This is a genomic window from Jejuia spongiicola (assembly GCF_023502325.1).
Classification (GTDB): Bacteria; Bacteroidota; Bacteroidia; order Flavobacteriales; family Flavobacteriaceae; genus Wocania_A; species Wocania_A spongiicola.
On the sequence record NZ_JAMFLZ010000004.1, the window covers coordinates 264,465 to 291,033 of the forward strand.

Genomic DNA, 26,569 nt, shown 5'->3' on the forward strand with positions numbered 1-26,569 from the left:
AAACAATTAATAAGATGAGTTCAAATAGAAGAGATTTTCTTAAAAAAGCAACTGCTGGAGCTGTTGGTGTTGCATTTACTGGTGGTTTAACAAGTCTTACTGCTCAAAGCTACTCCAGAGTCTTAGGCGCTAACGATCATATAAATTGTGCTGTTATTGGTGTGCGAAGTAGAGCGAAAGCCCATGTTATAGCAATTCATCAAGATTTAAATGCAAAAGTGCTTTATAGCTGCGATGTGGATGATACTATTTTAGAAGAACATAATGTTTGGTGTAAAAAAAATATTGGCTATATACCTAAAGTAGAAAAAGACTTTCGAAAAATTTTAGAAGATAAAGATGTTGATGCTGTTTTCATAGCCACCCCAGAACATTGGCATGCTCCTATGGCTATTTTAGCATTACAAGCTGGTAAACATGTTTATGTTGAGAAACCTTGTAGTCACAACCCTTATGAAAATAATCTTTTAGTTGCTGCACAAAAAAAATATGGAAAGAAAGTACAAATGGGAAACCAACAGCGTTCAGCTCAGACATCTATTAATGCCATAAAAGATATAAAAGCAGGAATTATAGGAAACGTTTATAAAGGAGAAGCCTATTATTCAAATAACAGAGGCTCAATTGGTATTGGAAATAAAATAAACATTCCAAATACATTAGATTGGGATTTGTGGCAAGGACCAGCCCCAAGAAAAGACTATAAAGATAATATACATCCATATAATTGGCATTGGTTTCGTAGTTGGGGAACTGGAGAAATTCACAATAATGGTACTCACGAAATTGATATTTGCCGATGGGCATTAGGAGTTGACCTCCCTGAGAGTGTTACTTCTTTTGGTGGAAAATATACTTATAAAGATGACTGGGAATTTGTAGATAATCAACAAGTAACCTACAAATTTGCTGATGATAAATTCATCACTTGGACTGGACATAGTAGAGGTATAATGAAGCCGAAAAGACCGGGGAGAGGAATCACTATTTATGGAAGTAAAGGCTCTATTCAATTAGATCGTAATTTTTATAAACTTTTCGACTTACAAGGAAACTCAATTAAGGAAGAATTAGAAAAAACGGCAAGTGCAACAACTAATACAAGAGGAATTGGAGGGCTAGACGTAAACCATATTGGTAATTTCTTTGATGCAATAAGAAAAGATAAAAGCCTTAATTCTGATATTCAAGATGCCAGTATATCTACAATGCTTTGCCATTTAGGTAATATGGCACAAGACGCTGGAGAGACTTTAAAAATAGATTCCATTACTGGTAAAGTTTTAAACAACGAAAAAGCCATGAAGAGCTGGAAAAGAGAATACCAACCAGGGTGGGAACCTAAACTATAAATGTAATTTAGGAAATTCAATTATATACTTAAGACTAGCATGCTGTATAATTATTTTTAGAAGCATTGCATAACAGAAAATATTCAAGAATGAAAATGTAATGATATTTTTAAAAAAAAGCTTATACACACTAATCGCATTTGCATCCTTAACTTTTTTAAGTTGTCAAAAGTCAATTAAAAACACAATAGACATGTATTCTGTAGTCCCATTTCCAGAGACTTTAGAAATAAAAGATGGTAGATTTAATTTAAATAGTGAAACAAAATTTGTTTTTATAAATAACTCAAATAAGTTAAAAAACTGTAGTACTGTATTTAGAGAATTAATCGAACAAAAACTGGGATTTGATTTAAAAGTTGAAACAGAACTAAAATCAAATAAAAATTATATTTCTGTAAAAACTGTTTCAAGTTTATCTTCTGAAGAATCATACAATTTAATTGTCACTAATAATTCAATTAATCTTATAGGAGGTTCAGAAAAGGGTGTTTTTAATGGATTACAATCCTTAAGACAATTGCTTAAATTAGATACTATCCAAGGCAAAGAAAAAAATAATGGAATTGAAATTCCTAATGTTGAGATTAAAGATTCACCTCGTTATGCTTGGAGAGGTATTATGGTTGATGAATCACGGCACTTTTTTGGAAAAGAAAAAATCAAGCAGCTTTTAGAGTTAATGTCTTTACAAAAGTTGAATAAATTTCATTGGCATCTTACTGATGCTCCAGGTTGGCGTATTGAAATTAAAAAATACCCAAAGCTTACTCAAATAGGAGCCCTAGGCAATTATAGCAACCCGACTGCAGAACAACAATTTTACACCCAAGAAGATATAAAAGAAGTTGTGCAGTTTGCTTCTCAACGAAACATTGAAGTTATACCAGAAATAGATATGCCTGGGCATGCTTCAGCAGCTATTAGAGCTTATCCTGAACTTTCGGGTGGTGGCACTGAAAAGCATCCTCATTTTACGTTTCACCCAGCACGTGCTTCCACCTACAAATTTTTAACAAACGTTCTGAAGGAAGTTACAACTTTGTTCCCTTCAAAGTATATTCATATTGGAGCTGATGAAGTAAGTTTTGGGAATCAGCATTGGGCAAAAGACGAAGAGGTTATCGCTTTAATGAAAAAAGAAAATTTAAAAAACATTAAAGAAGTTGAAACGTATTTTATTAACCGAATGAGGGACTCAGTTATTTCATTAAAAAAAGAAATTATAGGATGGGATGAAGTTATTGAAAATAATATGAATAACGAAAATACACTAGCCATGTGGTGGAGACATGATAAACTTGATATTTTAGAAAAAGGATTATCTAAAAATTACAAAATGATACTATGCCCTAGAAAGCCTATGTATTTTGATTTTGTTCAAGATGATACACATAAACTTGGTCGCAGATGGGATGGTTTTGGTTCACTTAACGATACTTATGATTTTCCGGATTCTTTGAAAAATATTGATTTGACAAATCCAAAAATTTTAGGTATTCAAGCAAATTTATGGACAGAACAAATTAAAACCGAAGAAAGGTTTGATTATATGTTGTACACGCGGATGTCTGCAATGGCAGAAGCTGCTTGGACAAGAAAAAACAACAAGTCCTTTGAAAGTTTTGAAAACCGATTGAAAAACATCTTTAATATTTATAAATCAAAAAACATCTATTATTTCGATTACTTCTCACCCCAAAACACAAAAGAACCAGGTGAAGTTTTAAAACCTAATTGGACTCAAAACTTTAGTACTTTCAAAAATTGAAAGCTAAAATTCTAATTATAAATCCCTTTTTTATATATCTTCGAAGTCGATATGATCAATAACCTATGCTCAATTCAATAGTTATAAAATTAAAACATACCACATTTCTTTTATTGACGCTCCTACTAATAATTTCTGGATGTAACTCTATTTCCTATAACGAACCTAAAGTTTCTTTAGACAAGTATCAAATTGAAGAAGGATTCAAACTACAAGCAATCGCTTCCGAACCATTTATTGAGGCCCCAGTATCAATGGATTTTGATAATGACGGTCGAATTTGGGTGGTTGAAATGAAAGGTTACATGCAAAACCTTGAAGGGACTGGTCAAGAGATGCCTAATGGTACAATTACTATTCTAGAAGATTTAGATAACGATGGGATTACCGATCATTCAAAAGTATTTATAGATAGTTTGATTCTTCCAAGAGCAATTGCTCATGTTTATGGAGGTTTATTATATGCAGAACCACCAAATCTTTGGTTTGTAAATATAAAAAATGACAAACCTGTAAATAGGGTGTTAGTTGACTCTTTGTATTCAGATGGTGGGAATGTAGAGCATCAACCTAATGGCTTAATGATGCACATAGATAATTGGATTTATAGTGCTAAATCGAATTTCCGGTATCAAATTAAAAACGGAAAGTGGGTTAAAGAGCCTACATCATTTCGAGGCCAATGGGGGATAACTAAAGATAATTTTGGAAGGTTATATTACAATAATAACTCCACTCAATTAATAGGAGACTATATTTTGCCAAATGTTTCTATTAAAAACCCTTATTACAAACCCAATGCAGCATTAAATAATATTTTAACTCCAGATCAAAGAGTATATTCTTTACATGCAACTTCTGTAAATAGAGGATATCAAAAAGGAGTTTTAGATAAGGACAGTCTTTTAGTTAATGTTACATCAGCATGCGGGCCAATGGTTTATAGAGGAGATCAATTTTCTAAAGCATATTATGAGAATGCATTTGTCTGTGCACCAGAAGCAAATCTTGTTAAGCGAAATATTTTAACAATAAAAGGTAATAAAGTAACGGCTAAACAAGCTATAGATAATAAAGAGTTTATTGCTTCTACTGATGAAGGCTTTCGGCCTGTTAACCTATTTAATGGACCCGATGGCAATATGTATATTGTAGATATGCATAGAGGAATAATACAAGATAAGGCTTTTTTAACGCCTTATTTGCAAAAGCATTATGCCAATAAAAAGTTAGATACCATTATAGGAATGGGGCGAATTTTAAAAGTAAGTAATGAAGAAAGTAGCTCAAATGAAATCATCGAAATTGAAAAATTAAATACTAAAAAGGTTGTTGATTTATTATACAGTACTAATGGATGGCTAAGAGATAGAGCACAACAATTACTTGTTTTTAGAAAAAATAAATCTGCGACTCCTCTTTTAAAGATAGTAGCTACTGATAAAACCAACCCTATTGCTCAAATACATGCAATGCATACTTTAAATGGGCTAGATACTCTTAATTATAAATTACTAGAAGGGATACTTTCTTCAAATAGTGAAAGTGATGTAATAAGTCACGCTTTAGTTTTAATAGAACAATTTGCTTTTATAGATAATTTAGATTCAATATCTAATCTTATAAATAATTTGCTTCTAAAAAATGATGAAGAGATTGATTTGTATACAGCAACAGCTTTAGGTAAATGGATACAGGTTTCGACTGAAAAGTTTTTTCCATTGATATTAAAACTATCAAATAAATATAAAAACAATAAAGCGTATCAAGAAGCTATTGTAAATAGCTTGAGAGGTGTTGAAAATGAGTTTTTAATTTTTTCGAATCTAGTTAAAGAGGATTTGTCTGAAACAATTTTATTAGAATTGTTAAATGAAACTTTAGAAAATAAAAAGAAAGATTTAAAGAATTTTATATACACAAAAACATCAGTAGGGACAGATTCTAGAACTGCTGGATTCAAATTGTTTAGGAATATATGTGCCACTTGTCATGGAGTTGATGGGGATGGAATTGATGGTTTAGCACCTCCATTAAAAAATTCAGAATATGTTAAAGGGTCAACCGAAAAACTAGCTTTAATTATTTTGCATGGATTATCCGGTCCAATTCATGTCAATGGTAAGTTATATGACATGAATGTTGTTATGCCAGGATTAGCGAATAATCCCGATTTTACTGATAAGGATTTACAAGATATTATTAGTTATATAAACAATGCTTTTACAAATAAATCTGAGAATATAAGTATAGAAGAAATAAAGTTATTGAGAGATAAAAAACCAGACAACGGAAGTACGTTTAGCGAAAAAGAATTGCTTGAATTAAAGTAACGTGTTAAAAAAATATTAGAGCTATACTAAAAACTGAAACAAATCTGGTTTATTATTTAAGTAATCTCCATAAAATTTCTGCTGTTTCATTTTAGCAATTAAAGGGTCTAAATCATTTGAAGATTTTAATTGAATGCCAACTACGGCTGATCCATTTTCTCGGTTGGTTTTTTTAGCATATTGGAAGTAAGTGATATCATCATTTTCGCCTAAAATATCAACCACAAATTCTTTTAATGCTCCTGCTCGTTGTGGAAATTTAATTATAAAATAGTGTTTTAAATTGGCATATAATAAGGCGCGTTCTTTTATTTCAGAAGTTCTAGTAATATCATTATTACTTCCGCTAACTACACAAATCACATTTTTTCCTTTAATATCTTCTGCATAAAAATCGAGAGCCGAAATACTTAGCGCACCAGCAGGTTCAACCACAATGGCATCTTTATTATAAAGTTCTAAAATAGTTTGACATACTTTGCCTTCAGGAACTGTTATCATATCATAAAGACTCGCCTTGCATATTGGAAATGTTAAATCTCCAACACGTTTTACTGCTGCACCATCAACAAATTTTTCTATGTGTTGTAGTGTAATATTTTTATTATTTTTAATAGATGTAGACATAGATGGAGCGCCTTTAGGCTCTACGCCAATAATTTTTGTTTTAGGAGATAAAGTTTTAAAAACAGTTGATAAGCCTGCGGCTAAACCGCCACCGCCTACAGCAATAAATACATAATCTATTGGAACATCGGTTTGTTCTAAAATTTCTAAACCTATGGTTGCTTGTCCTTCAATGACTTTTTTATCATTAAAAGGATGAATAAATGTTTTGTGTAATTCTTCACACTCTGCTTTTGCTAAATGGTAAGCATCATCAAAAGTATCGCCTTCTAGAATAATGGTGACATAATCATCTCCAAACATTTTAACTTGCTCTACTTTTTGATTTGGTGTTGGTGCAGGCATATAGATGGTTCCTTTTATTTGCAGTAATTTACAAGATAAAGCAACACCTTGAGCATGATTTCCTGCACTGGCACAAACTACACCTTTTTTGGCTTCATCTTTTGATAATGAACTTATCTTATTAAAAGCACCTCTAATTTTGTAAGATCTAACTTGTTGTAAATCTTCACGTTTTAAAAAGATGTTTGCACCGTACTTTTTAGAATACCTCAAACTTTGCCCTAAAGGCGTAACTGCCGATACATTTTTAATGGTATCGGCAGCTACTTTAATATTATCTATACTAGGAAAATATGTGACGTTTTCCGTATTCATAATTTTTATTCTTTATACTATTGGCTTCATAGCCGTCATAGAAGCTCTCAAAAATTCTCCAACTTTTTCAACTGGATGATTTCTTAAAGTAGCATTGATTTCAATTAGCCTTGCATTATCAATACCTTCACCATTGTCTGCCGCGTATGTTTTTCCAATAACATCGGTATCAATAGTTTTCATGAAATCTGCTAATAAAGGTTTACAAGCATGATCGAATAAATAGCAGCCATATTCAGCCGTATCAGAAATCACACTATTCATTTCGTATAACTTCTTTCTTGCTATAGTATTTGCTATAAGTGGCGTTTCGTGTAACGATTCGTAATATGCAGAAGCATCAATAATTCCAGAATCTGTCATAGCTTCAAAAGCAAGCTCTACGCCGGCTCTAACCATGGCAACCATTAATACTCCATTATCATAAAATTCTTGTTCAGAAATCTCAACATCTCCGGCAGGTGTTTTTTCAAAAGCAGTTTCAGCTGTTGCTGCTCTCCAGCCTAATAAATCTTTATCATCATTAGCCCAATCGGCCATCATTCCTGCAGAAAAACGACCTTCAATGATATCATCCATATGTTTTTGGAATAATGGACGCATAATATCTTTTAATTCTTCTGATAATTCAAAAGCTTTAATTTTTGCAACATTAGAAAGGCGATCCATCATATTAGTTATTCCTCCATATTTAAGACCCTCAGTAATAGTTTCCCATCCGTATTGAATTAATTTTGAAGCATAACCTGCATCTATTCCTTTTTCAACCATTTTGTCAAAACAAAGAATAGAACCTGTTTGTAACAAGCCACATAAGATGGTTTGCTCTCCCATTAAGTCACTTTTAACCTCGGCAATAAAAGATGAAGCTAAAACACCAGCTCTATCACCACCAGTTGCTACTGCATAAGCTTTAGCTTGAGCCCACCCTTTTCCTTCTGGGTCATTCTCTTCGTGTACAGCAATTAAAGTTGGTACACCAAAACCTCTTTTGTACTCTTCTCTAACCTCTGTGCCAGGGCATTTAGGTGCTACCATAATAACCGTAAGGTCTTTACGAATTTGCATGCCTTCTTCAACAATATTAAAACCGTGAGAATAAGATAGTGTAGCGCCTTGTTTCATTAAAGGCATTACTGCATTTACAGCACTAGTATGTTGCTTATCTGGTGTTAAGTTTAATACCAAATCCGCCGTTGGAATTAACTCTTGGTATGTGCCAACTGTAAAACCATTTTCTGTTGCATTTACATAAGATTTACGTTTCTCTGTAATGGCAGCATCACGTAAAGCATAAGAGATATCTAAACCAGAATCTCTCATGTTTAAACCTTGATTTAATCCTTGAGCACCACAGCCTACTATGACAACTTTTTTGCCTTTTAAAGCATTTACACCATCTTCAAATTCTGAAGAATCCATAAATCTACACTTCGATAATTGATTTAATTTGTCTCTTAACGAGAGTGTGTTAAAATAATTTCCCATTTTAATTTTATTATTATTGGTTATTGAATGCCTGAAGCATTTCGGTTATTTTCATTGGTTTTTTAGTTACAGAAATACGACCAGAACGCACAAATTGCATAATACCAAAAGCGTTTAACTCTCGTCTTAATAATTCTATTTCTTGACGCCTGCCTGATTTTTCAAGAACAAAAAACTCTTTATTTACAGTTACAATTCTTGCATTACTATCTTTAATTATGTTTTGAATTTGAGGCTCATCAAATAGTAAATCTGATTTTATTTTAAACATACCAGATTCTTGATATATGGTTTCTTCATCAGTATGATAATAGGCACGAATTACCTCTATTTGTTTTTCAAATTGACCTATAATTTTTTTTGCTTGAGGTTCTGTGATATTTACTACCACCACAAATCTATTAACACCTTCAATTTCTGATTGAGATGTTGTTAAGCTTTCAATGTTTATGTGTCTGCGTTGAAAAATGGCAGATATACGATTTAATAAACCGATATTATTTTCGGTGTATATTGAAATAGTAAGTGTTTTTATTTCTTCGTTCATTTCTTTTAATATTTAGCTTAATCTTACATCGGAAACTGATGCTCCTGACGGAATCATAGGAAATACATTATCTTCTTTTTCTACACAAACTTCTAAGAAATAAGATTCTTTTGAAGCTATCATTTCTTTAACGGCATCAGCCAATTCTTCTCTTTTTACTACTTTTTTAGCTTTAATATAATAGCCTTCTGCAATAGCAACAAAGTTTGGATTTGTCATTTCAGTTGATGCATAACGCTTATCGAAAAATAACTGTTGCCATTGGCGTACCATACCTAGAAACTCATTGTTTAATACTACAATTTTTACAGGTACTTTTTGCTGAAAAATGGTGCCTAATTCTTGAATATTCATTTGGTAACCACCATCACCAATAATAGCAACTACTTCACGATCAGGCGCTGCCATTTTAGCGCCAATTGCTGCCGGTAATGCAAACCCCATTGTTCCTAAACCTCCAGAAGTAATATTACTTTTAGTTTTATTGAATTCTGAATAACGACAAGCAATCATTTGGTGTTGCCCTACATCTGAAACGATAGCAGCGTTACCTTTACTTTGCACATTTATTTCATTTAAAACCTCACCCATGGTTAAACCTTCTTTGGTTGGGTGAAGATCGTTTTTTATAACTTTTTCGAATTCAATAGCATATAAATCTTTAAATTTTTGATGCCATGAATCATGTGAATTTTTATTTAATAATGGTAATAATTGTGCTAAGCTATCTTTAGAATTACCTAAAACAGCCACATCTGCAAATACATTTTTATTAATCTCAGCAGGATCAATTTCAAAATGAACCACTTTTGCTTGTTTAGCGTAAGTATTTAAATCACCAGTAACACGGTCATCGAAGCGCATACCGATAGCAATTAATACATCACATTCATTTGTTAGTTTATTAGGTGCATAATTACCATGCATACCAACCATACCAATATTTAATGGATGTGAGGTAGGTAAAGCTGAAGCTCCCATAATGGTCCATGCAGCTGGAATACCAGCTTTTTCTATAACAGCTTTTAATTCTGTTTCTGCTTCTCCTAAAATAACGCCTTGCCCCCAAACAATCATTGGTTTTTTAGCAGCATTAATTAATTCTGCAGCAGCTTTAACTGATTCTGAGTTAATTTTAGGAACAGGAATGTAACTTCGTACACCTGTACATTTTTCATATTTAAAATCAAGCTCTCCAAATTGTGCGTCTTTAGTAATATCAATTAAAACTGGTCCTGGGCGACCGCTTTTGGCAATATAAAATGCTTTTGCTAAAACTTCAGGAATCTCTGAAGCTTTGGTTACTTGATGATTCCATTTTGTAACAGGAGTTGAAATACCAACAATGTCTGTTTCTTGAAAGGCATCACTACCTAGTAAATGGGATGGGACCTGCCCAGTAATACAAACTAATGGGGTAGAATCTATTTGCGCGTCAGCAATACCTGTAATTAAGTTTGTTGCTCCTGGACCAGATGTAGCCATAGCAACACCAACACGACCAGAAATTCTGGCAAACCCTTGGGCTGCATGTGCAGCTCCTTGTTCGTGACGTGTTAAAACATGATGAATTTCGTTTCTGTATTTATACAATTCATCATAAACAGGCATAATAGCTCCTCCTGGGTATCCATAAAGAATATCAACACCTTCAGCTATTAAACTTCTAACGATTGCTTCACATCCAGTAATGCGCTCACTTGGTTGGTCTAAAAACTTTGCTTTTGTCATAGTCTTTGCTTCCATAAATTTCAATTAAAACGCATCAGTTATGCATCCTTTAGAAGCAGATGCAACTGACTTAGCGTATTTATATAATATTCCTTTTTTGTGTTTTAATTCTGGAGCTACCCATTGTGATTGTCTCTCAGCAATTTCTTCATCTGATAGCAATACATTGATTGAGTTGTCTTCAGCACTAATTCTAATTTTGTCTCCAGTTTTAAGTAGACCTATAGTTCCTCCAGATTGAGCTTCAGGAGTGATGTGACCTACTACAAAACCATGTGTTCCTCCAGAAAACCTACCATCAGTAATTAAAGCAACTGATTTGCCTAATCCAGCACCCATAATTAATGAGGTTGGTTTTAACATTTCTGGCATTCCAGGACCCCCTTTTGGCCCAACATAGCGAATAACAACTACATCACCTCTTTCTACTTCTCCATTTGAAATTCCTGTATTTGCAGCTTGCTCACCATCATAAACCACTGCTTTTCCTTCAAAATTTAAACCTTCATTTCCACTAATTTTAGCCACAGCACCTTCAGATGCTAAGTTTCCATAAAGAATTTGTAGGTTTCCTGAAGATTTTAAAGCTTTATCTTTTGGGTGAATAACATCTTGGCCATCTTCAAATGTAAGAGGTTTAACATTAGCTAAATTTTCGGCTAAAGTTTTTCCTGTTACTGTTAAACAATCACCATGTAAATAGCCGTTGTCTAATAAATATTTCATTACTGCAGGAGTTCCTCCAATACCATGAACATCTTCCATTAAGTATTTTCCTGATGGTTTTAAATCAGCAATTAGTGGTGTTCTATCACTAACTCGTTGAAAATCTTCTAGAGTAAAATCAATATCTGCAGCATGTGCAATTGCTAAAAAATGTAATACAGCATTTGTTGAACCACCTAATGCATTTACAAGAGCAATGGCATTCTCAATAGATTTTTTTGAAATTATATCTAAAGGTTTTAAATCTAATTCTAAAAGATTCTTAACTGCTATAGCTGTTCTTTCACTTTCCGATAATTTATTTGGATTTTCCGCTGGAATAGAAGAGTTATATGGTAAAGAAAAACCCATACATTCTATAGCAGAAGCCATGGTGTTAGCTGTATACATACCGCCACAAGCACCTGCTCCTGGAATAGCTCTTTTGATAATTTCTCTATATTCATCTTCATCAATTTCTCCAGCAACTTTTTGTCCTAAAGCTTCAAAAGCCGAGACAATATTTAATTTTCTTCCTTTATAATTACCAGATGCAATGGTTCCGCCGTACATCATTATTGATGGACGATTTAAGCGCAACATTGCTATAACCGCTCCAGGCATATTTTTATCACAACCTACAACAGAGATTAATGCATCATAACTTTGAGCATTCATAACAGTTTCAATAGAATCTGCTATAATATCTCTAGATGCTAAAGAATAATTCATACCAGAGGTTCCCATAGAAATACCATCACTAACACCAATAGTATTAAATCCTAAACCAACTAAACCTGCTATTTTGCATTCAATTTTCACTTCTGCCGCTAAATTGTTTAAATGCATATTACAAGGGTTTCCATCATACCCTGTACTTGCAATACCCACTTGAGCTTTTTGCATATCTTCATCAGATAAGCCTACGGCGTATAACATGGCTTGCGATGCAGGTTGAGATTCGTCTTGTGTTAGTCTTTTGCTATGTTTATTGAGTTCTTTCATATTTATTGCAAAAAATTTCGCTTTTATTCTTTAATGATATATATCTTCTTGATATTTAAGATTTTGTTTAAAAAGCTAACAATGCCTTTAAAAAGGTTACGAAATTAATTTATTACATTTTTAAATCTGTTTTTCAGTGTTTTTTATGGTTAAATTCAGCATGATTAAATTTGATTTACAATACTGATTATCAAATTGTTAAACTATATTTTTTATGATGTTCAAAACATTTAAAATATTCAATAAAAAAAGCCTTCCGTTTAAGGAAGGCTTTAAAATTTATTTTAAGTTTTAATATACCATCCCTTATCATTGTGAAATAATCACAATGACAAAAATTGAAATGATATTTAAAATTTGTTTTTTCATCTTTTGTTGCACCAAATATTATAAATTATTTTCACATAACAGTTATTTTTTAAAAAAAAGAAAAATTCACTTCCATATTCTTTTATTTTTTTACTTTTGCCAGCATAAACAATAGAGGAAAGATTTGACTGATTGCAACCTCTTATATCGAATTAGATTATTGATATAAATAAAAATGCTAAAGGCAGTGTAAACTTCCTTCGACGCTATCGTCAAATCTTTTAAAAAAAACTTAAAATATGGCTTATTTATTTACTTCAGAAAGTGTTTCTGAAGGACACCCTGATAAAGTAGCAGATCAAATTAGTGATGCTTTAATTGATAATTTTTTAGCTTTTGATACAGAATCAAAAGTGGCTTGTGAAACATTGGTTACTACAGGGCAAGTTGTTTTAGCTGGCGAAGTAAAATCGTCAACCTATTTAGATGTTCAAAAAATAGCAAGAGAAACTATTAATAAAATAGGGTACACTAAAGGCGAGTATATGTTTGATGGTAATTCTTGTGGAGTTTTATCGGCTATTCATGAGCAATCAGATGATATTAACCGAGGAGTAGATAGAGCTAGTAAAGAAGAGCAAGGAGCTGGTGATCAAGGTATGATGTTTGGTTATGCCACTCGTGAAACTGAAAATTTTATGCCTTTGGCTTTAGACTTGTCGCACAGAATTTTAAAAGAACTTGCTGAATTACGTAGAGAAAATAAAGACATTACTTATTTAAGACCTGATTCTAAAAGTCAAGTAACTATTGAATATAGTGATGATAATATTCCGCAACGTATTGATGCTATCGTAGTTTCTACACAGCATGATGATTTTGGAGATGATGAGATTATGCTTGCTAAAATAAGAAAGGATATTGTTGAGATTTTAATACCTAGAGTTGTAGCAAAATTGCCAAAGCAAATACAAGTATTGTTTAATGATGCAATTACATATCATATAAACCCAACAGGGAAATTTGTTATTGGAGGTCCTCATGGTGATACAGGTTTAACGGGACGTAAAATTATTGTAGATACTTATGGAGGAAAAGGCGCTCATGGTGGTGGTGCATTTTCTGGGAAAGACCCTAGTAAAGTTGATAGAAGTGCAGCTTATGCAACTCGACATATAGCAAAAAATTTGGTAGCCGCTGGAGTAGCTAATGAGGTTTTAGTACAAGTTAGTTATGCAATTGGTGTTGTTGAGCCTATGGGTATTTTTATTGACACCTATGGTACTTGTCCTTTTAATATGACTGATGGAGAAATTGCAGAAAAAGTTTCTGAACTATTTGATATGCGACCATTTGCTATTGAAGAACGTTTAAAATTGCGCTCACCAATGTATAGTGAAACAGCTGCTTATGGGCATATGGGACGAGAAAACGAAACAGTTACAAAAACATTTAGTCAGCCAAATGGGGAAACTACTACTCTTGATGTGGAGTTGTTTACTTGGGAAAAGCTAGATTATGTTGATAAAGTAAAAGAGGCTTTTGGATTGTAAATGTCAACCCCAATAAAACAATATTAAAAACCTTGTAATCTATTTTACAAGGTTTTTGCTTTTGGTAGAACTTTGACTTAGTCAGAAAAAATGTCGAAATTCGTTTAATGTTTTTCAAGTATACGTTTCTGTAACGTCATGATAATAAAAAATAAGCATCAATTAAGTAATAATCAAACATTATGAAATTTAAAACTATTTTATTTTGCATAATACTAATTCTTTTTTCATTAGAAGATATCAGTGCTCAGGAAAATTTTCCAAATACACCACCAGAAGAATCGCCAATGCTAATGCAACCAGAAATGACTGAAATATGGGAGCCTCAGGTTAAAGTTATATCAGCTGCTAAAACTTTAGGAAATCCCCCATCAGATGCAATTATTTTATTTGATGGAAAAAGCCTTGATGCATGGGTAAGTCAAAGAGATACTATGAAATTAGCGCAATGGAAAATTATTAATAATGATTACTTTGAAGTTGTCCCTGGCTCAGGTTCGATTCAGACAAAAATGAAATTTGGAGACTGTCAATTACATATTGAATTTAGTGCTCCAGATTCTGTGAAGTTTTCGGGACAAGGGAGAGGTAATAGTGGCGTTTTTTTTCAAAATCGATACGAACTTCAAGTCTTAGATTCGTATAACAATAGAACATATTCAAATGGTCAAGCAGGAAGTATTTACAAAGACCATGCACCTTTGGTAAATGCAATGCGTAGCCCTCTCGAATGGAATTCTTATGATGTTATCTATACTGCACCTCGATTCAAGAAAAACGGAAAATTAGAATCACCTGCAAAAATTACTGTACTACACAATGGTGTATTGATTCAAAACAATGTTTCTATTAATGGTCTTACTCGTTATATTGGTTTGCATGATTATCCTTCTGCTCATGGTGATGACGTTATTTTGCTTCAGGATCATGGAGCTAAAGTTCAGTTTAGAAATATTTGGATAAGAAAAATATAGACGAGAATGAATATGTTATTTTGCGTTAGCGATTGAAGTGGCATTCTTTTTTGAGGTATAAGAAAAAGATACAACGAAAAGCGCAACCCTTGTGGTAACGCCCAGATAAAATAAAAAAGCGCACTTTAGAAATGCGCTTTTAATAATCCCAAAAATTTTTAAAAAAGTGACTAACTTAAAATAATTAAATAATTGTGGACTGTCCGAGATGTATGTTTTTAAAGTTTAAATTGGTTTCTTCTGGGTTATTTATAAAATCCTCTATAAAATCACCCACTTTTGTGGTGGTTATATTATCATACTTAGTGTTTAAATCTGGTGTTGTAATATGTAATTTTAACGATTTATCTACAGCTTGTCTCACCAAAGCAGCTTCTTTGTCTAATCCAAAATGATCCAGTAGCATAGCAGCTGATAAAATTGAAGCTATTGGATTAGCAATACCTTTATTAGCAAATTTGTCATAAGCACCGTGTATAGGTTCGAACATGGCATACTTATCATTTATTGATGCAGATGCTAGCAAACCTATGGAGCCAACAATAACACTGGCTTCTTCAGATAAAATATCACCAAACATGTTTTCGGTTAAAATAACGTCAAATTGTCTAGGGTTTATAATGAGCTCCATGGCTGCATTATCTATGTACATGAAATTTAATTCAACATTTGGATATTGTGATGCTAATTCTTTGACCACTTTGCGCCATAATCGAGAGGTCGCTAATGCATTGGCTTTATCTACCAAAGTTAGTTTGCCTTTTCTAGTTTGGGCTGCTTTAAAAGCTAAATGTGCAATACGTTCAATTTCAAAACGTGAGTATTCACAAATATCTGAAGCGTTATCATTGCTGAGTTTTTTCTCTCCAAAATATAAACCACCAGTAAGCTCGCGATAAATCAAAATATTTGTATCTCTTATTTGCTTTACTTTCAAAGATGATTTATTTAGTAAATCTTCGTAGGCTATAACAGGTCGAATATTAGCATATAAATCGAGTGATTTACGAAGTCTTAAAAGACCTTGTTCTGGCCTTACTTTAGCATCAGGATCCATATCATATTTAGCGCTTCCAATGGCACCAAATAAAATAGCATCTGCGTTTTGGCAAATGCTAATAGTTTCTTCTGGCAAAGGGTCGCCGGTTTTATCTATTGCCGATGCACCCACAAAAGCTTTGTTGAAAGTAAATAAATGACCAAACTCCATGGCTATAGCTTTCAAAACCTTGACGGCTTGTGCTGTAACTTCTGGTCCTACACCATCACCTGGTAAAACGGCAATATTTAATTTCATTTCATTTAAATTTAAGCAGAAGTAATTTCATTATATACTTTGCTATTTTCTACAATTTGATGAATGTCATTGTCATCAACTTCTTTCTTTTTATCTGCAAAATCTAAAAAGTTAGTATAAATTTCGTCTAGTTGAAGCTTCGTTAATTCATAACCAATATTTTTTGCTCTGTAAGCCAAAGCTGCTCTTCCGCTTCTTGCTGTTAAAACAATTGCAGATTCAGTTACACCAACATCTTTCGGGTCAATAATCTCGTAAGTTTCACGATTTTTAATAACACCATCTTGATGAATTCCAGAGCTATGTGCAAAAGCATTTGCTCCAACAATAGCTTTATTTGGTTGTGTGTAGATTCCCATACTATCTGATACTAATTGACTAATACCATATAACATTTCGGTTTGAATCTTAGTATCTAAATCCAAATAAGGGTGTTGCTTTAAAATCATAACAACTTCTTCTAGTGCTGTATTTCCTGCACGTTCTCCAATACCATTAATAGTACATTCTATTTGTCGAGCACCGTTAATAACTCCCTCGATAGAATTTGCTGTTGCCAAACCTAAATCGTTATGGCAATGGCACGATAAAATGGCTTTATCAATACCTTTTACGTTTTCTTTTAGATACTTTATTTTTGCTCCGTATTCATGAGGTAAACAGTATCCAGTTGTATCTGGAATATTTAAAACTGTGGCACCAGCTTTAATAACGGCTTCGCAAACGCGGGCTAGATACTCGTTATCTGTCCTGCCAGCATCTTCTGCATAGAATTCAACATCTTCTACAAAAGATTTTGCATAGCTAACGGCTTTAACAGCGCGCTCAATAATATCGCTTTGAGTCGATTTAAATTTATGTTTTATATGAGAATCAGATGTCCCAATACCTGTATGTATTCTAGGTGTCTTAGCATATTTTAAGGCCTCGGCAGCTACTTTTATATCGTTTTCAACAGAGCGTGTTAAACCACAAACTGTTGCGTTTTTTACAATTTTAGATATTTCTTCAACCGATTTAAAATCTCCTGGACTTGAAACAGGAAATCCAGCTTCAATTATATCTACTCCTAAATTGTCAAGCTGTTCTGCTATAATTAATTTTTGTTCTGTATTAAGTTTACAACCAGGAACCTGCTCTCCATCACGAAGTGTTGTATCAAAAATTTGGACGTTATTATTAGACATTTATTAGAATATATTTTTGTATTGTACTACGAATGTATATTTTGGTTTCGTAAAACGAGAATTCAACATATAGTTTTTACGATGTTTAACCTAAAGTATTAATTTTTAATTTATTGAATATAAGCAAGTTAAATGTGTTTTATTAACTATGACAAAAGAGCAAAAAGATAATTTGTTTGTATTAGTAAAGTCGTTGTCTAAATCTGAAAAAAGACAATTTAAGCTTTACGTTGGCAGATTAGGGGTAAATGAAGATTCAAAATTTTTGACTCTTTTTAATATTCTTGATAAGCTTTCTGTATACGATGAGGTTGTTATTTTAAAGAAAGGAATTGTAAAAAAACAACAATTATCAAACTTAAAGGCACATTTGTATAAGCAAATTCTTATTAGTTTAAGGTTGAATCCATCACATCAAAATGTTAGAATTCAAATACGAGAACAACTAGATTTTGCAACTATTTTGTATCACAAAGGACTTTATAAGCAAAGCCTAAAAATTTTAGATAAAGCCAAAACTTTAGCAATAAATAATGAAGAAAAAAATATTGCTTATGAGATTGTTGAGCTCGAAAAAATTATTGAGTCTCAATATATTACACGAAGTTTAAATAATAGAGCAGACGAGTTAACAGTACAAGCAAAAGACCTTAGTTTACAAAATGTTTTGGCTAGCAAGTTATCTAATTTATCACTCCAGTTATATGGATTGTTTTTAAAAACAGGATACATAAAGAATGATACCGAACATAGAAGAATAACAAAATATTTTAATGATAGACTACCAGAATATGATATTAATAAATTAGGATTTAGAGAGAAATTATGGCTGTATAAAGCATATTTGTGGTATAGTTTTTTAACTCTAGATTTTTTATCGTGCTACAAATATGCTACTAAATGGGTAGACCTTTTTTATGGGAATAAAGATATGATTGTATTAAATCCTGTCTTTTTTTTAAGAGGAAATCATTATTTGTTAGAAGCTTTATTTTATTTAAGACATTATGAAAAGTTTAAAGAAACCCTTTATAAATTAGAAGAGGTTACTAAAGAAAAATGGTTTCCGTTAGATGATAATAATGAAAGCTTAGCGTTCTTATATATTTATAACAATAAATTTAACTTACATTTTATTGAAGGTAGTTTTACAGAAGGATTACCTTTAATAGATGAGGTCTTAGAGCAATTAAAAAAATATAAAAACCGTATTGATGAACACCACGTTATGGTTTTTTATTATAAAATTGCTAGCATGTATTTTGGTGCAGGCGAAACTAAAAGATGTATTCAGTTTTTAGAAAAAATAATTAGTAATAAATCGCTGCACATGCGAGAAGATTTGCTGTGCTTTTCTAGAATATTAAATTTGGTGGCACATTATGAAGCTGGCTTAGATTATAATTTAGATGTGTTAATAAGAAGTACTTATAAGTTTTTAATTAAAATGGAAGACCTATATGAAGTACAAAAAGAGTTTATCAAGTTTTTAAGAGGCTTAGGAGATATTTATCCACAAGATGTTAAGGGAGAATTTATTAAGCTACATAAAAAGCTAAAGCAGTTTGAAGATGACCCATACCAAAGTCGAGCATTCTTGTATTTAGATATAATTTCATGGTTAGAATCTAAAATTGAAAACAAACCTGTTGGTTTGATAATCAGGAATAAATTTGAAGCTCAAATTTTACGAAATCCATAATTTTTTCAAAAAAAATTCAAAAAAATTTGGTTTATAACTTTTTCTGACCGAATATTTGCACTCACAAAGTTCAATAACTTATTGAAATGTTATCAAGAAAGGTGGAGGGATTAGACCCTGCGAAACCTTAGCAACCCTTTATTTGTAAAGAAGGTGCTAAATTCTACTTAAACTACTAATATAACTAGTGTTTTAGATAGATAACCAAACGAAATTACTTTCAGTAATTTTTATAATTTCTTTTTAACATTTTTCTATTAAGTACGCTTTTATAAGCGCATTTTGACTTTTGGTTTAATCATTTATTAACTCAAAAAAATTAGAAAAATGAGTACACAAAAATTAGCAACAAACGCATTACACGCTGGACACGACGTAACTACAAACGCAGGAACTAGAGCAGTACCAATTTATCAAACTACATCATATGTTTTTAATAATTCAGATCATGCTGCAAACTTATTTTCATTACAAGAACTAGGGTTTATTTATACGCGTTTAAACAATCCAACAAATCAAATTTTACAAGACCGTTTGGCAGCAGTAGAAGGAGGAATAGGAGCTGTTGTATTTGCATCAGGAACTTCTGCCATTTCAACAGGCTTATTAACGTTATTAAAAGCTGGAGATCATATTGTAGCATCTAGTAGTTTGTATGGAGGGACTTATAATTTATTGAGTGTAACATTACCACGCTTAGGTATAACAACTACATTTGTTGATGCTTCTGAACCTGAAAATTTTGCTGATGCTGTACAAGATAATACAAGAGCATTTTTTGTTGAATCTTTAGGAAACCCAAAACTAGATGTATTAGATATAGAAGCTATATCGGAGCATTCAAAAGCAGCAAGTGTTCCTTTTATTGTTGATAATACAGTAGCAACGCCTGCGTTATTAAATCCATTGAAGCATGGAGCAAATATTGTTATTCATTCATTAACAAAATATATTGGTGGTCAAGGTACTTCTATAGGAGGGGCTATTATTGACGGTGGAACTTTTGATTGGAGCAACGGGAAATTTCCTGAATTTACTGAACCATCAGCAGGTTACCACGGATTAAAATATTATGAAACTTTAGGTGCTGCATCTTATACCTTTAAATTAATTCTAGAAGGCTTAAGAGATTTTGGAGGGGCTTTAAGTCCAACAAACGCATTTAATATTATTCAAGGTTTAGAAACGTTGCCTGTTAGAATAAAACAGCATAGTGAAAATGCCTTGGAGCTTGCCAAATGGTTAGAGTCTCAAGATGAAATTGCTTGGGTAAATTACCCAGGTTTAGAATCTAGTTCGTATAAATCATTAGCTGATAAGTACTTGCCAAAAGGGCAAAGTGGAATTGTAACCTTTGGACATAAAGGCGGTTTTGATGCAGCTAAGAAAATTGCAGATAATACTAAATTATTTTCTTTACTGGCTAACATCGGTGATACTAAATCACTTATTATCCATCCAGCTAGTACAACTCATCAACAATTAGATGAAGCTGAGCAAGAATCAGCTGGTGTTTCAGCAGATTTAATCAGATTGTCAGTAGGTATTGAAGATATCGAGGATTTAAAAAATGATTTAAAAGAAGCATTTAAAACGATTTAATTAGCATAAATTTTTCTATTGGAAGATTCACTGTCGCATATCATTATTTCAGACTTTATTACCGAAAGTAAAGCTGCAAACCCTGAAATTAAGTTGAGCTATCAAGTATTTGGTAAACCTATAGGTACAGCACCAATAGTTTTGGTAAATCATGCTTTAACAGGAAACAGTGATGTTGCAGGAAAAAATGGTTGGTGGTCAGATTTAATTGGGAATAATAAAGTAATTGATACAAAACTGTATTCCGTTTTAGCATTTAATATTCCTGGGAATGGTTATGATGGTTTTGTTATCGAAAACTATAAGGATTTTGTAGCTCGAGATATTGCAAAACTGTTTTTAATTGGTTTAGAAAAACTAAAAATAGAAAAGTTATTTGCTGTCATTGGAGGATCGTTAGGCGGAGGGATTGCTTGGGAAATGGCCGTACTACAACCTGATTTTACAGAGCATTTAATTCCGGTAGCGACAGATTGGAAGTCTACCGATTGGTTAATTGCTAACTGCCAAATTCAAGAACAGTTTCTGTTAAATTCTAAAAACCCAGTACATGATGCAAGAATGCATGCCATGCTTTGTTATCGTACTCCAGAATCGTTTAAGGAACGTTTCCAACGCTCAAAAAATGAAGCTTTAGAAATTTTTAATGTTGAGAGTTGGTTATTACACCATGGTAATAAATTGCAAGAACGTTTTCAGCTTTCAGCTTATAAATTAATGAATCAATTACTAAAAACGATTGATGTTACTAAAAACAGAAAAAACGATTTTAATGTACTAGAAAACATTAAAGCCAATATTCACATTATTGGTGTAGATTCTGATTTGTTTTTTACTGCTGAAGAAAACAGGCAAACTCATAAGCAACTTGCAGTTACGCACCCTAATGTAACCTATAACGAAATTAATTCTGTACATGGACACGATGCGTTTTTAATAGAATACGAGCAATTAGAAAAAATAATAGAAGGCATTTTTGTGCCAAATTCTAAAAAAAGAAAAATGAAAGTATTAAAGTTTGGAGGGAAATCTTTAGCAAACGGAAACGGATTAAATAAAGTACTTTCCATTATTGAAAATAAAATAAATGATGGTGAAAAAATTGTCGTGGTCGTTTCGGCTAGAGGCAATGCAACTGATGATTTAGAGTCCATCTTAAATGCATCGATTAAAGGAGAAGATTACCAAGAGTTATTAAAAGTTTTTAAAGATTATCAAAGAGAACCTTTAAAAACGATTGACTTTTCTGAAGAATTTTCAGTCCTAGATAAACTTTTTGAAGGCGTAAGTTTATTACGAGATTATAGCCAAAAAACTAAAGACAAAATTTTAGCACAAGGCGAGTTACTATCAGTTAAACTAGTGTCTGCTTTATTAAATGAAAGAGGAATAAAAGCAAAAGCAACAGATTCTAGGCAGTTAATTAAAACTGATGAATCTTTTGGGAATGCGCAACCAATTTCTAAGCAAACTAAAGATAATGTTAGAAATTATTTTAAGCAAAATAATGGAGATACGGTTAACATTGTAACAGGTTTTATTGCATCAAATTCTAAAGGAGAAACGACTACGCTAGGTAGAAACGGGAGCAATTATTCAGCAGCTTTATTAGCAAATCATTTAGATGCAGAAGAGCTTCAAAACTACACCCATGTAAATGGTATTTATACAGCAAATCCAGATTTAGTGGCAGATGCTCAAAAAATTAGAGAATTATCATTTAGTGAAGCTAACGAACTTGCTAACTTTGGAACTACTGTTTTACACGCTAAAACTATAATTCCACTAGTTGAAAAAAACATTAGCCTTCGTATTTTAAATACTTTTAATCCAGATGATGAAGGAACTTTAATTACTGCGAAGTCAAATTCAAAAGAAGTAACATCTTTATCTGTTTTAGATAATGTGGCTTTATTAAATTTAGAAGGACGCGGGTTATTAGGAAAGATAGGTGTTGATGCTCGAATTTTTAGAGCCTTAAGCGACCATGGAATTAGTGTAAGCATTATTTCTCAAGGATCGTCAGAAAGAGGTATAGGGTTAATTATAGATGCAGAAAAAGCAACCCAAGCAGTAATTGCTTTGGAACGTGAATTCGAAAATGATTTTTATTCGCAAGATGTAAATAAGATTGAAGTAGTTGACGATGTTTCAGTAATTTCAATTATTGGGATTGAGCTTAGTTCTTTCCATAAACCGTTTAATGCATTAATTAAAAATCAAATTACACCACTGTTATTCAACAATACATTTACAGGTAGAAATGTGAGTCTGGTAGTTAAAAAGAATCAATTGCATAAAGCCGTTAATGTTATTCATGGTGAAGTTTTTGGAATTTCAAAAAAGATAAACATTGCAATTTTTGGTCACGGAGGAGTAGGAGGCGCCTTAATTAATCAAATTTTAAAGTCTAAGGATGAAATTGAAAAACGAAAAGGAATTAACTTAAATGTTTTTGCTATTGCTAACTCAACAAAACTCATTTTAAATAAAAATGGCGTTAATGAAAATTGGCAAGATGATTTAAAAACAACTTTACAAGAAAGTTCAATTGAATCTATTATTGCTTATGCAAAAGCACATCATTTAGAAAATTTAATAGCAGTTGATAATACTTCAAGTTCAGAGTTTCATTCAAATTATGTGCCTTTAGTTGAGGCTGGTTTCGATTTGGTGTCATCAAACAAAGTAGCGAATACTATATCGCACGATTTTTATACAAATTTAAGAGCTCAGTTAGAAGAGCATAATAAACAATATCTATATGAAACAACGGTTGGTGCAGGTTTACCATTGATTGATACGATTAAACTGCTACACGAATCTGGTGAAAATATTACGAGAATAAGAGGTGTGTTTTCAGGAACTTTAAGTTATTTATTTAATAATTTTTCTATTCAAAATAAACCTTTCAGTGAGATTATTCAAGAAACAATAGACAAAGGATTTACAGAACCAGACCCAAGAGAAGACTTTTCAGGAAATGATGTGGCAAGAAAGCTTTTAATTTTAGCAAGAGAGTTGGATTTACAAAATGAATTTGAAGATGTTGAAGTTCAAAATTTAATACCAGAAGCATATCAAAATATTTCGGTCGAATCATTTTTAGGTCAGTTAAATGTTCTCGATGAATCATTTCAAAAGATAAAAGATAATCAAGAAGAAGGGCACGTATTAAGATATGTTGGTGATTTGTCAGGAGATTTATCGAAAGATAAAGGGAATTTAGAAGTAAGGCTAGTGTCTATTCCAGAAGATAGTACGTTGGGTCATGTAAAAGGATCAGACGCTATTTTTGAAATATTTACAGAATCATATGGAGAGCAACCTATTGTAATTCAGGGAGCAGGAGCAGGGGCAGAAGTAACAGCTAGAGGCGTTTTTGGAGATATTTTGAGATTGTCAAAACATATCAATTAGTAGCGTTGTCCCCTCGAGCGCAGTCGAGAGGTTATTTATTTTAAAAAACTAAGAGGCCTCGACTGCGCTCGACCAAACAAATTTTAGAATTAAAGCTTTTAACAAGCTTAGAGAATATGACAATGAATAAAAAACAATTTGAGACAGAAGCTATTCGTACACAAATAAATCGTACAGAATTTTTAGAACATACCAGTCCGTTATACTTAACATCAAGTTTTGTTTTTGAAGACGCTGAGGATATGCGAGCATCTTTTAGCGAAGAAAAGGAACGTAATATTTATAGTAGGTTCTCAAACCCGAATACTTCAGAGTTTGTAGATAAAATTTGTAAAATGGAAGGCGCAGAAAGTGGTTACGCTTTTGCTACAGGAATGGCAGCTGTGTTTTCAACCTTTGCTGCGTTGCTAAATAGTGGTGATCATATTGTGTCAGCCCGCTCTGTTTTTGGTTCAACGCATTCATTGTTTACAAAGTATTTACCAAAATGGAATATTGAAACCAGTTATTTCAATATTAACGAGCCAGAAACTATTGAAGGTTTTATTACGCCAAAAACTAAAATTTTATTTGCAGAATCGCCAACAAATCCAGCTGTAGATATTATCGATTTAGAGCTCTTAGGTAGCATAGCGAAAAAACATAATTTAATTTTAGTCATAGATAATTGTTTTGCAACACCATATTTGCAGCAACCCATAAAATATGGAGCGCATTTGGTAATCCATAGTGCCACCAAATTAATTGATGGACAAGGGCGAGTTTTAGGAGGTGTTACTGTTGGAAATGAAGATTTAATTCGAGAAATTTATTTGTTTGCAAGAAATACAGGTCCAGCCTTATCACCATTTAATGCGTGGACGTTATCTAAAAGTTTAGAAACTCTTTCAGTAAGAGTTGATAAACATTGTGAAAACGCTTTAAAAGTAGCTGAATTTTTAGAAGCACATCCGCAAGTAAACTGGGTAAAGTATCCGTTTTTAAAATCTCACCCGCAATACAAAGTGGCCAAAAAGCAAATGAAACTAGGAGGTAATATTGTTGCTTTTGAAATAAAAGGTGGTATCGAAGCTGGCCGCAACTTTTTAAACGCAATCAAAATGTGTTCGTTATCTGCTAACTTAGGAGATACCAGAACTATTGTAACACACCCAGCCTCAACCACACACAGTGGTTTGGCTGAAGCCGATAGACTTGTAGTTAATATAACTGACGGTTTAGTACGTGTATCAGTTGGCTTAGAACATGTGTATGATGTTATTGGAGATTTAAAGCAGGCATTACATACTTAAGCATACTTTGATATTGCTTATAAATATCTTTTATATTACAATTTACTTTTTCCATTTGAAATTTAGTGAAGCGAAGTTTTGAATAGTTATATTTAACTCATTCTAAATGGGAAATATACTTTTCAATAAAAAAGGGGAAAAGGTTTTAGCTTTAATACCTATTTCAAAACAAACCATTGCTTCGTTATTTGAAGTACCTAACTTTTATGCTGTTTTTTTCTTTGAAAAAGCAGCAGGTAATATTATAATGGATGGACAGGAGATAATAATTAAAGAGCACTTTATTTTATTTTATTATCCTTATCAAAAACTGAGCTTAAAAGGCGACTTTGAAGGTGTTTGTATTCAGTTTCATCCCGACTTTTTTTGCATAGATATTCATGCTAAAGATATTGGTTGTCAGGGTGTTTTGTTTAATAATTTTTTTGGTGACGGTTTGTTGAGGTGCTCGGCAAAGGAATATAAAAAATTATCAGAATTCTATTCAAATCTAAATAAGGAACTGTTAGTTAAAGAAATGGGACAATTGGATATGGTGTCTAGTCAACTTAAAATATTTTTAATAAATGCAGTTCGAGTTAAAGCAAAAAGGAATCAAGATGCTTTACCAGATAAAGATAATTTACACTATCAAATAAAGTTACTTATTGATACAAATTTCTTTGTAGAATCTTCTCCTAAGTTTTACGCCAATGCCTTAGAAGTTTCGCTAACAACTTTTAATAGATTGTGTCATAAATATTTTCAGAATAGCTTTATTAATATTCTGAATTTAAAACGGATTGCAACAGCCAAAAACAAATTATTCTTGACTAATTTTCCTATTAAAAATATAGCATATGAAGTTGGTTATAATGATCCTCTATACTTTACAAGGGTTTTTAAAAAGTATACAGGAATATCTCCAAAGGACTTCAGGAAGCAATTGAAAAATAATAGATTGGTTTAATTATCCATGTGATAATTAAATGCTCCTTGTACATTGCTTACCTAGTAGTATAATTTTGTCTTAGT

At 32.3% G+C, this 26,569-nt stretch carries 17 protein-coding genes and 1 riboswitch; of the genes, 10 read left to right on the forward strand and 7 right to left on the reverse strand.

From position 1 onward, the window contains the following. Positions 1-14: 14 nt before the first annotated feature. From M3P09_RS10935 to M3P09_RS10945, 3 genes are all read left to right on the forward strand, one after another. The gene (locus M3P09_RS10935; RefSeq protein ID WP_249973153.1) at positions 15-1,352 is read left to right on the forward strand and encodes a Gfo/Idh/MocA family oxidoreductase; all 1,338 of its coding nucleotides are present in this window, start codon (positions 15-17) and stop codon (positions 1,350-1,352) included. Positions 1,353-1,545: 193 nt separating this feature from the next. Then, positions 1,546-3,123, forward strand: coding sequence for a beta-N-acetylhexosaminidase (locus M3P09_RS10940; RefSeq protein ID WP_249973154.1), 1,578 nt, complete (start codon positions 1,546-1,548; stop codon positions 3,121-3,123). A gap of 65 nt (positions 3,124-3,188) precedes the next feature. Then, the gene (locus M3P09_RS10945) at positions 3,189-5,456 is read left to right on the forward strand and encodes a DUF7133 domain-containing protein (RefSeq protein ID WP_249973155.1); all 2,268 of its coding nucleotides are present in this window, start codon (positions 3,189-3,191) and stop codon (positions 5,454-5,456) included. A gap of 21 nt (positions 5,457-5,477) precedes the next feature. On the opposite strand, the gene ilvA is transcribed toward M3P09_RS10945, so the two are convergent. The 5 genes from ilvA to ilvD are packed head-to-tail and all read right to left on the reverse strand — an operon-like array spanning position 5,478 to position 12,219. Then, positions 5,478-6,743: a threonine ammonia-lyase IlvA gene (gene ilvA, locus M3P09_RS10950; RefSeq protein WP_099563451.1), complete on the reverse strand. Its 1,266-nt coding sequence runs from the start codon at positions 6,741-6,743 to the stop codon at positions 5,478-5,480. Positions 6,744-6,755: 12 nt separating this feature from the next. After that, complete coding sequence (gene ilvC, locus M3P09_RS10955) at positions 6,756-8,231, reverse strand: ketol-acid reductoisomerase (protein WP_249973156.1); 1,476 nt, start codon at positions 8,229-8,231, stop codon at positions 6,756-6,758. Between the two features lie 13 nt (positions 8,232-8,244). Further along, on the reverse strand, positions 8,245-8,778 hold the full coding sequence (gene ilvN, locus M3P09_RS10960) for an acetolactate synthase small subunit (RefSeq protein ID WP_099563453.1): 534 nt from the start codon (positions 8,776-8,778) through the stop codon (positions 8,245-8,247). A gap of 12 nt (positions 8,779-8,790) precedes the next feature. Beyond that, on the reverse strand, positions 8,791-10,524 hold the full coding sequence (gene ilvB, locus M3P09_RS10965; protein WP_249973157.1) for a biosynthetic-type acetolactate synthase large subunit: 1,734 nt from the start codon (positions 10,522-10,524) through the stop codon (positions 8,791-8,793). A gap of 9 nt (positions 10,525-10,533) precedes the next feature. Continuing rightward, on the reverse strand, positions 10,534-12,219 hold the full coding sequence (ilvD, locus tag M3P09_RS10970; RefSeq protein ID WP_249973158.1) for a dihydroxy-acid dehydratase: 1,686 nt from the start codon (positions 12,217-12,219) through the stop codon (positions 10,534-10,536). A gap of 608 nt (positions 12,220-12,827) precedes the next feature. Between ilvD and metK the strand changes: the two genes are divergently transcribed. After that, the gene (metK, locus tag M3P09_RS10975; RefSeq protein ID WP_249973159.1) at positions 12,828-14,081 is read left to right on the forward strand and encodes a methionine adenosyltransferase; all 1,254 of its coding nucleotides are present in this window, start codon (positions 12,828-12,830) and stop codon (positions 14,079-14,081) included. Between the two features lie 182 nt (positions 14,082-14,263). Beyond that, positions 14,264-15,055 (forward strand): 3-keto-disaccharide hydrolase, encoded by a 792-nt coding sequence (locus tag M3P09_RS10980; protein ID WP_249973160.1) that lies wholly within the window; start codon positions 14,264-14,266, stop codon positions 15,053-15,055. Between the two features lie 184 nt (positions 15,056-15,239). Here the strand turns inward: M3P09_RS10980 and leuB are convergent, their stop codons facing one another. Further along, complete coding sequence (gene leuB, locus M3P09_RS10985) at positions 15,240-16,352, reverse strand: 3-isopropylmalate dehydrogenase (protein ID WP_249973161.1); 1,113 nt, start codon at positions 16,350-16,352, stop codon at positions 15,240-15,242. Between the two features lie 11 nt (positions 16,353-16,363). Beyond that, a complete protein-coding gene (locus M3P09_RS10990; protein ID WP_249973162.1) occupies positions 16,364-17,539 on the reverse strand; it encodes a 2-isopropylmalate synthase in 1,176 nt (391 codons plus the stop codon). Between the two features lie 148 nt (positions 17,540-17,687). Here M3P09_RS10990 and M3P09_RS10995 point away from each other — a divergent pair, with 148 nt between their 5' ends. The 5 genes from M3P09_RS10995 to M3P09_RS11015 all read left to right on the forward strand — a co-directional run bounded on the left by M3P09_RS10995 (position 17,688) and on the right by M3P09_RS11015 (position 26,504). After that, a complete protein-coding gene (locus M3P09_RS10995; RefSeq protein WP_249973163.1) occupies positions 17,688-19,241 on the forward strand; it encodes a hypothetical protein in 1,554 nt (517 codons plus the stop codon). Positions 19,242-19,327: 86 nt separating this feature from the next. Further along, a riboswitch (SAM riboswitch) is annotated at positions 19,328-19,448 on the forward strand. Positions 19,449-19,568: 120 nt separating this feature from the next. After that, complete coding sequence (locus tag M3P09_RS11000) at positions 19,569-20,843, forward strand: O-acetylhomoserine aminocarboxypropyltransferase/cysteine synthase family protein (RefSeq protein WP_249973164.1); 1,275 nt, start codon at positions 19,569-19,571, stop codon at positions 20,841-20,843. Positions 20,844-20,861: 18 nt separating this feature from the next. Beyond that, on the forward strand, positions 20,862-24,263 hold the full coding sequence (gene thrA / locus M3P09_RS11005) for a bifunctional aspartate kinase/homoserine dehydrogenase I (protein WP_249973165.1): 3,402 nt from the start codon (positions 20,862-20,864) through the stop codon (positions 24,261-24,263). Positions 24,264-24,385: 122 nt separating this feature from the next. Continuing rightward, complete coding sequence (locus tag M3P09_RS11010) at positions 24,386-25,555, forward strand: trans-sulfuration enzyme family protein (RefSeq protein WP_249973166.1); 1,170 nt, start codon at positions 24,386-24,388, stop codon at positions 25,553-25,555. A gap of 106 nt (positions 25,556-25,661) precedes the next feature. Next, entirely contained in the window at positions 25,662-26,504 is an 843-nt protein-coding gene (locus tag M3P09_RS11015; protein ID WP_249973167.1) for a helix-turn-helix domain-containing protein, read from the forward strand. Positions 26,505-26,569 lie beyond the last annotated feature (65 nt).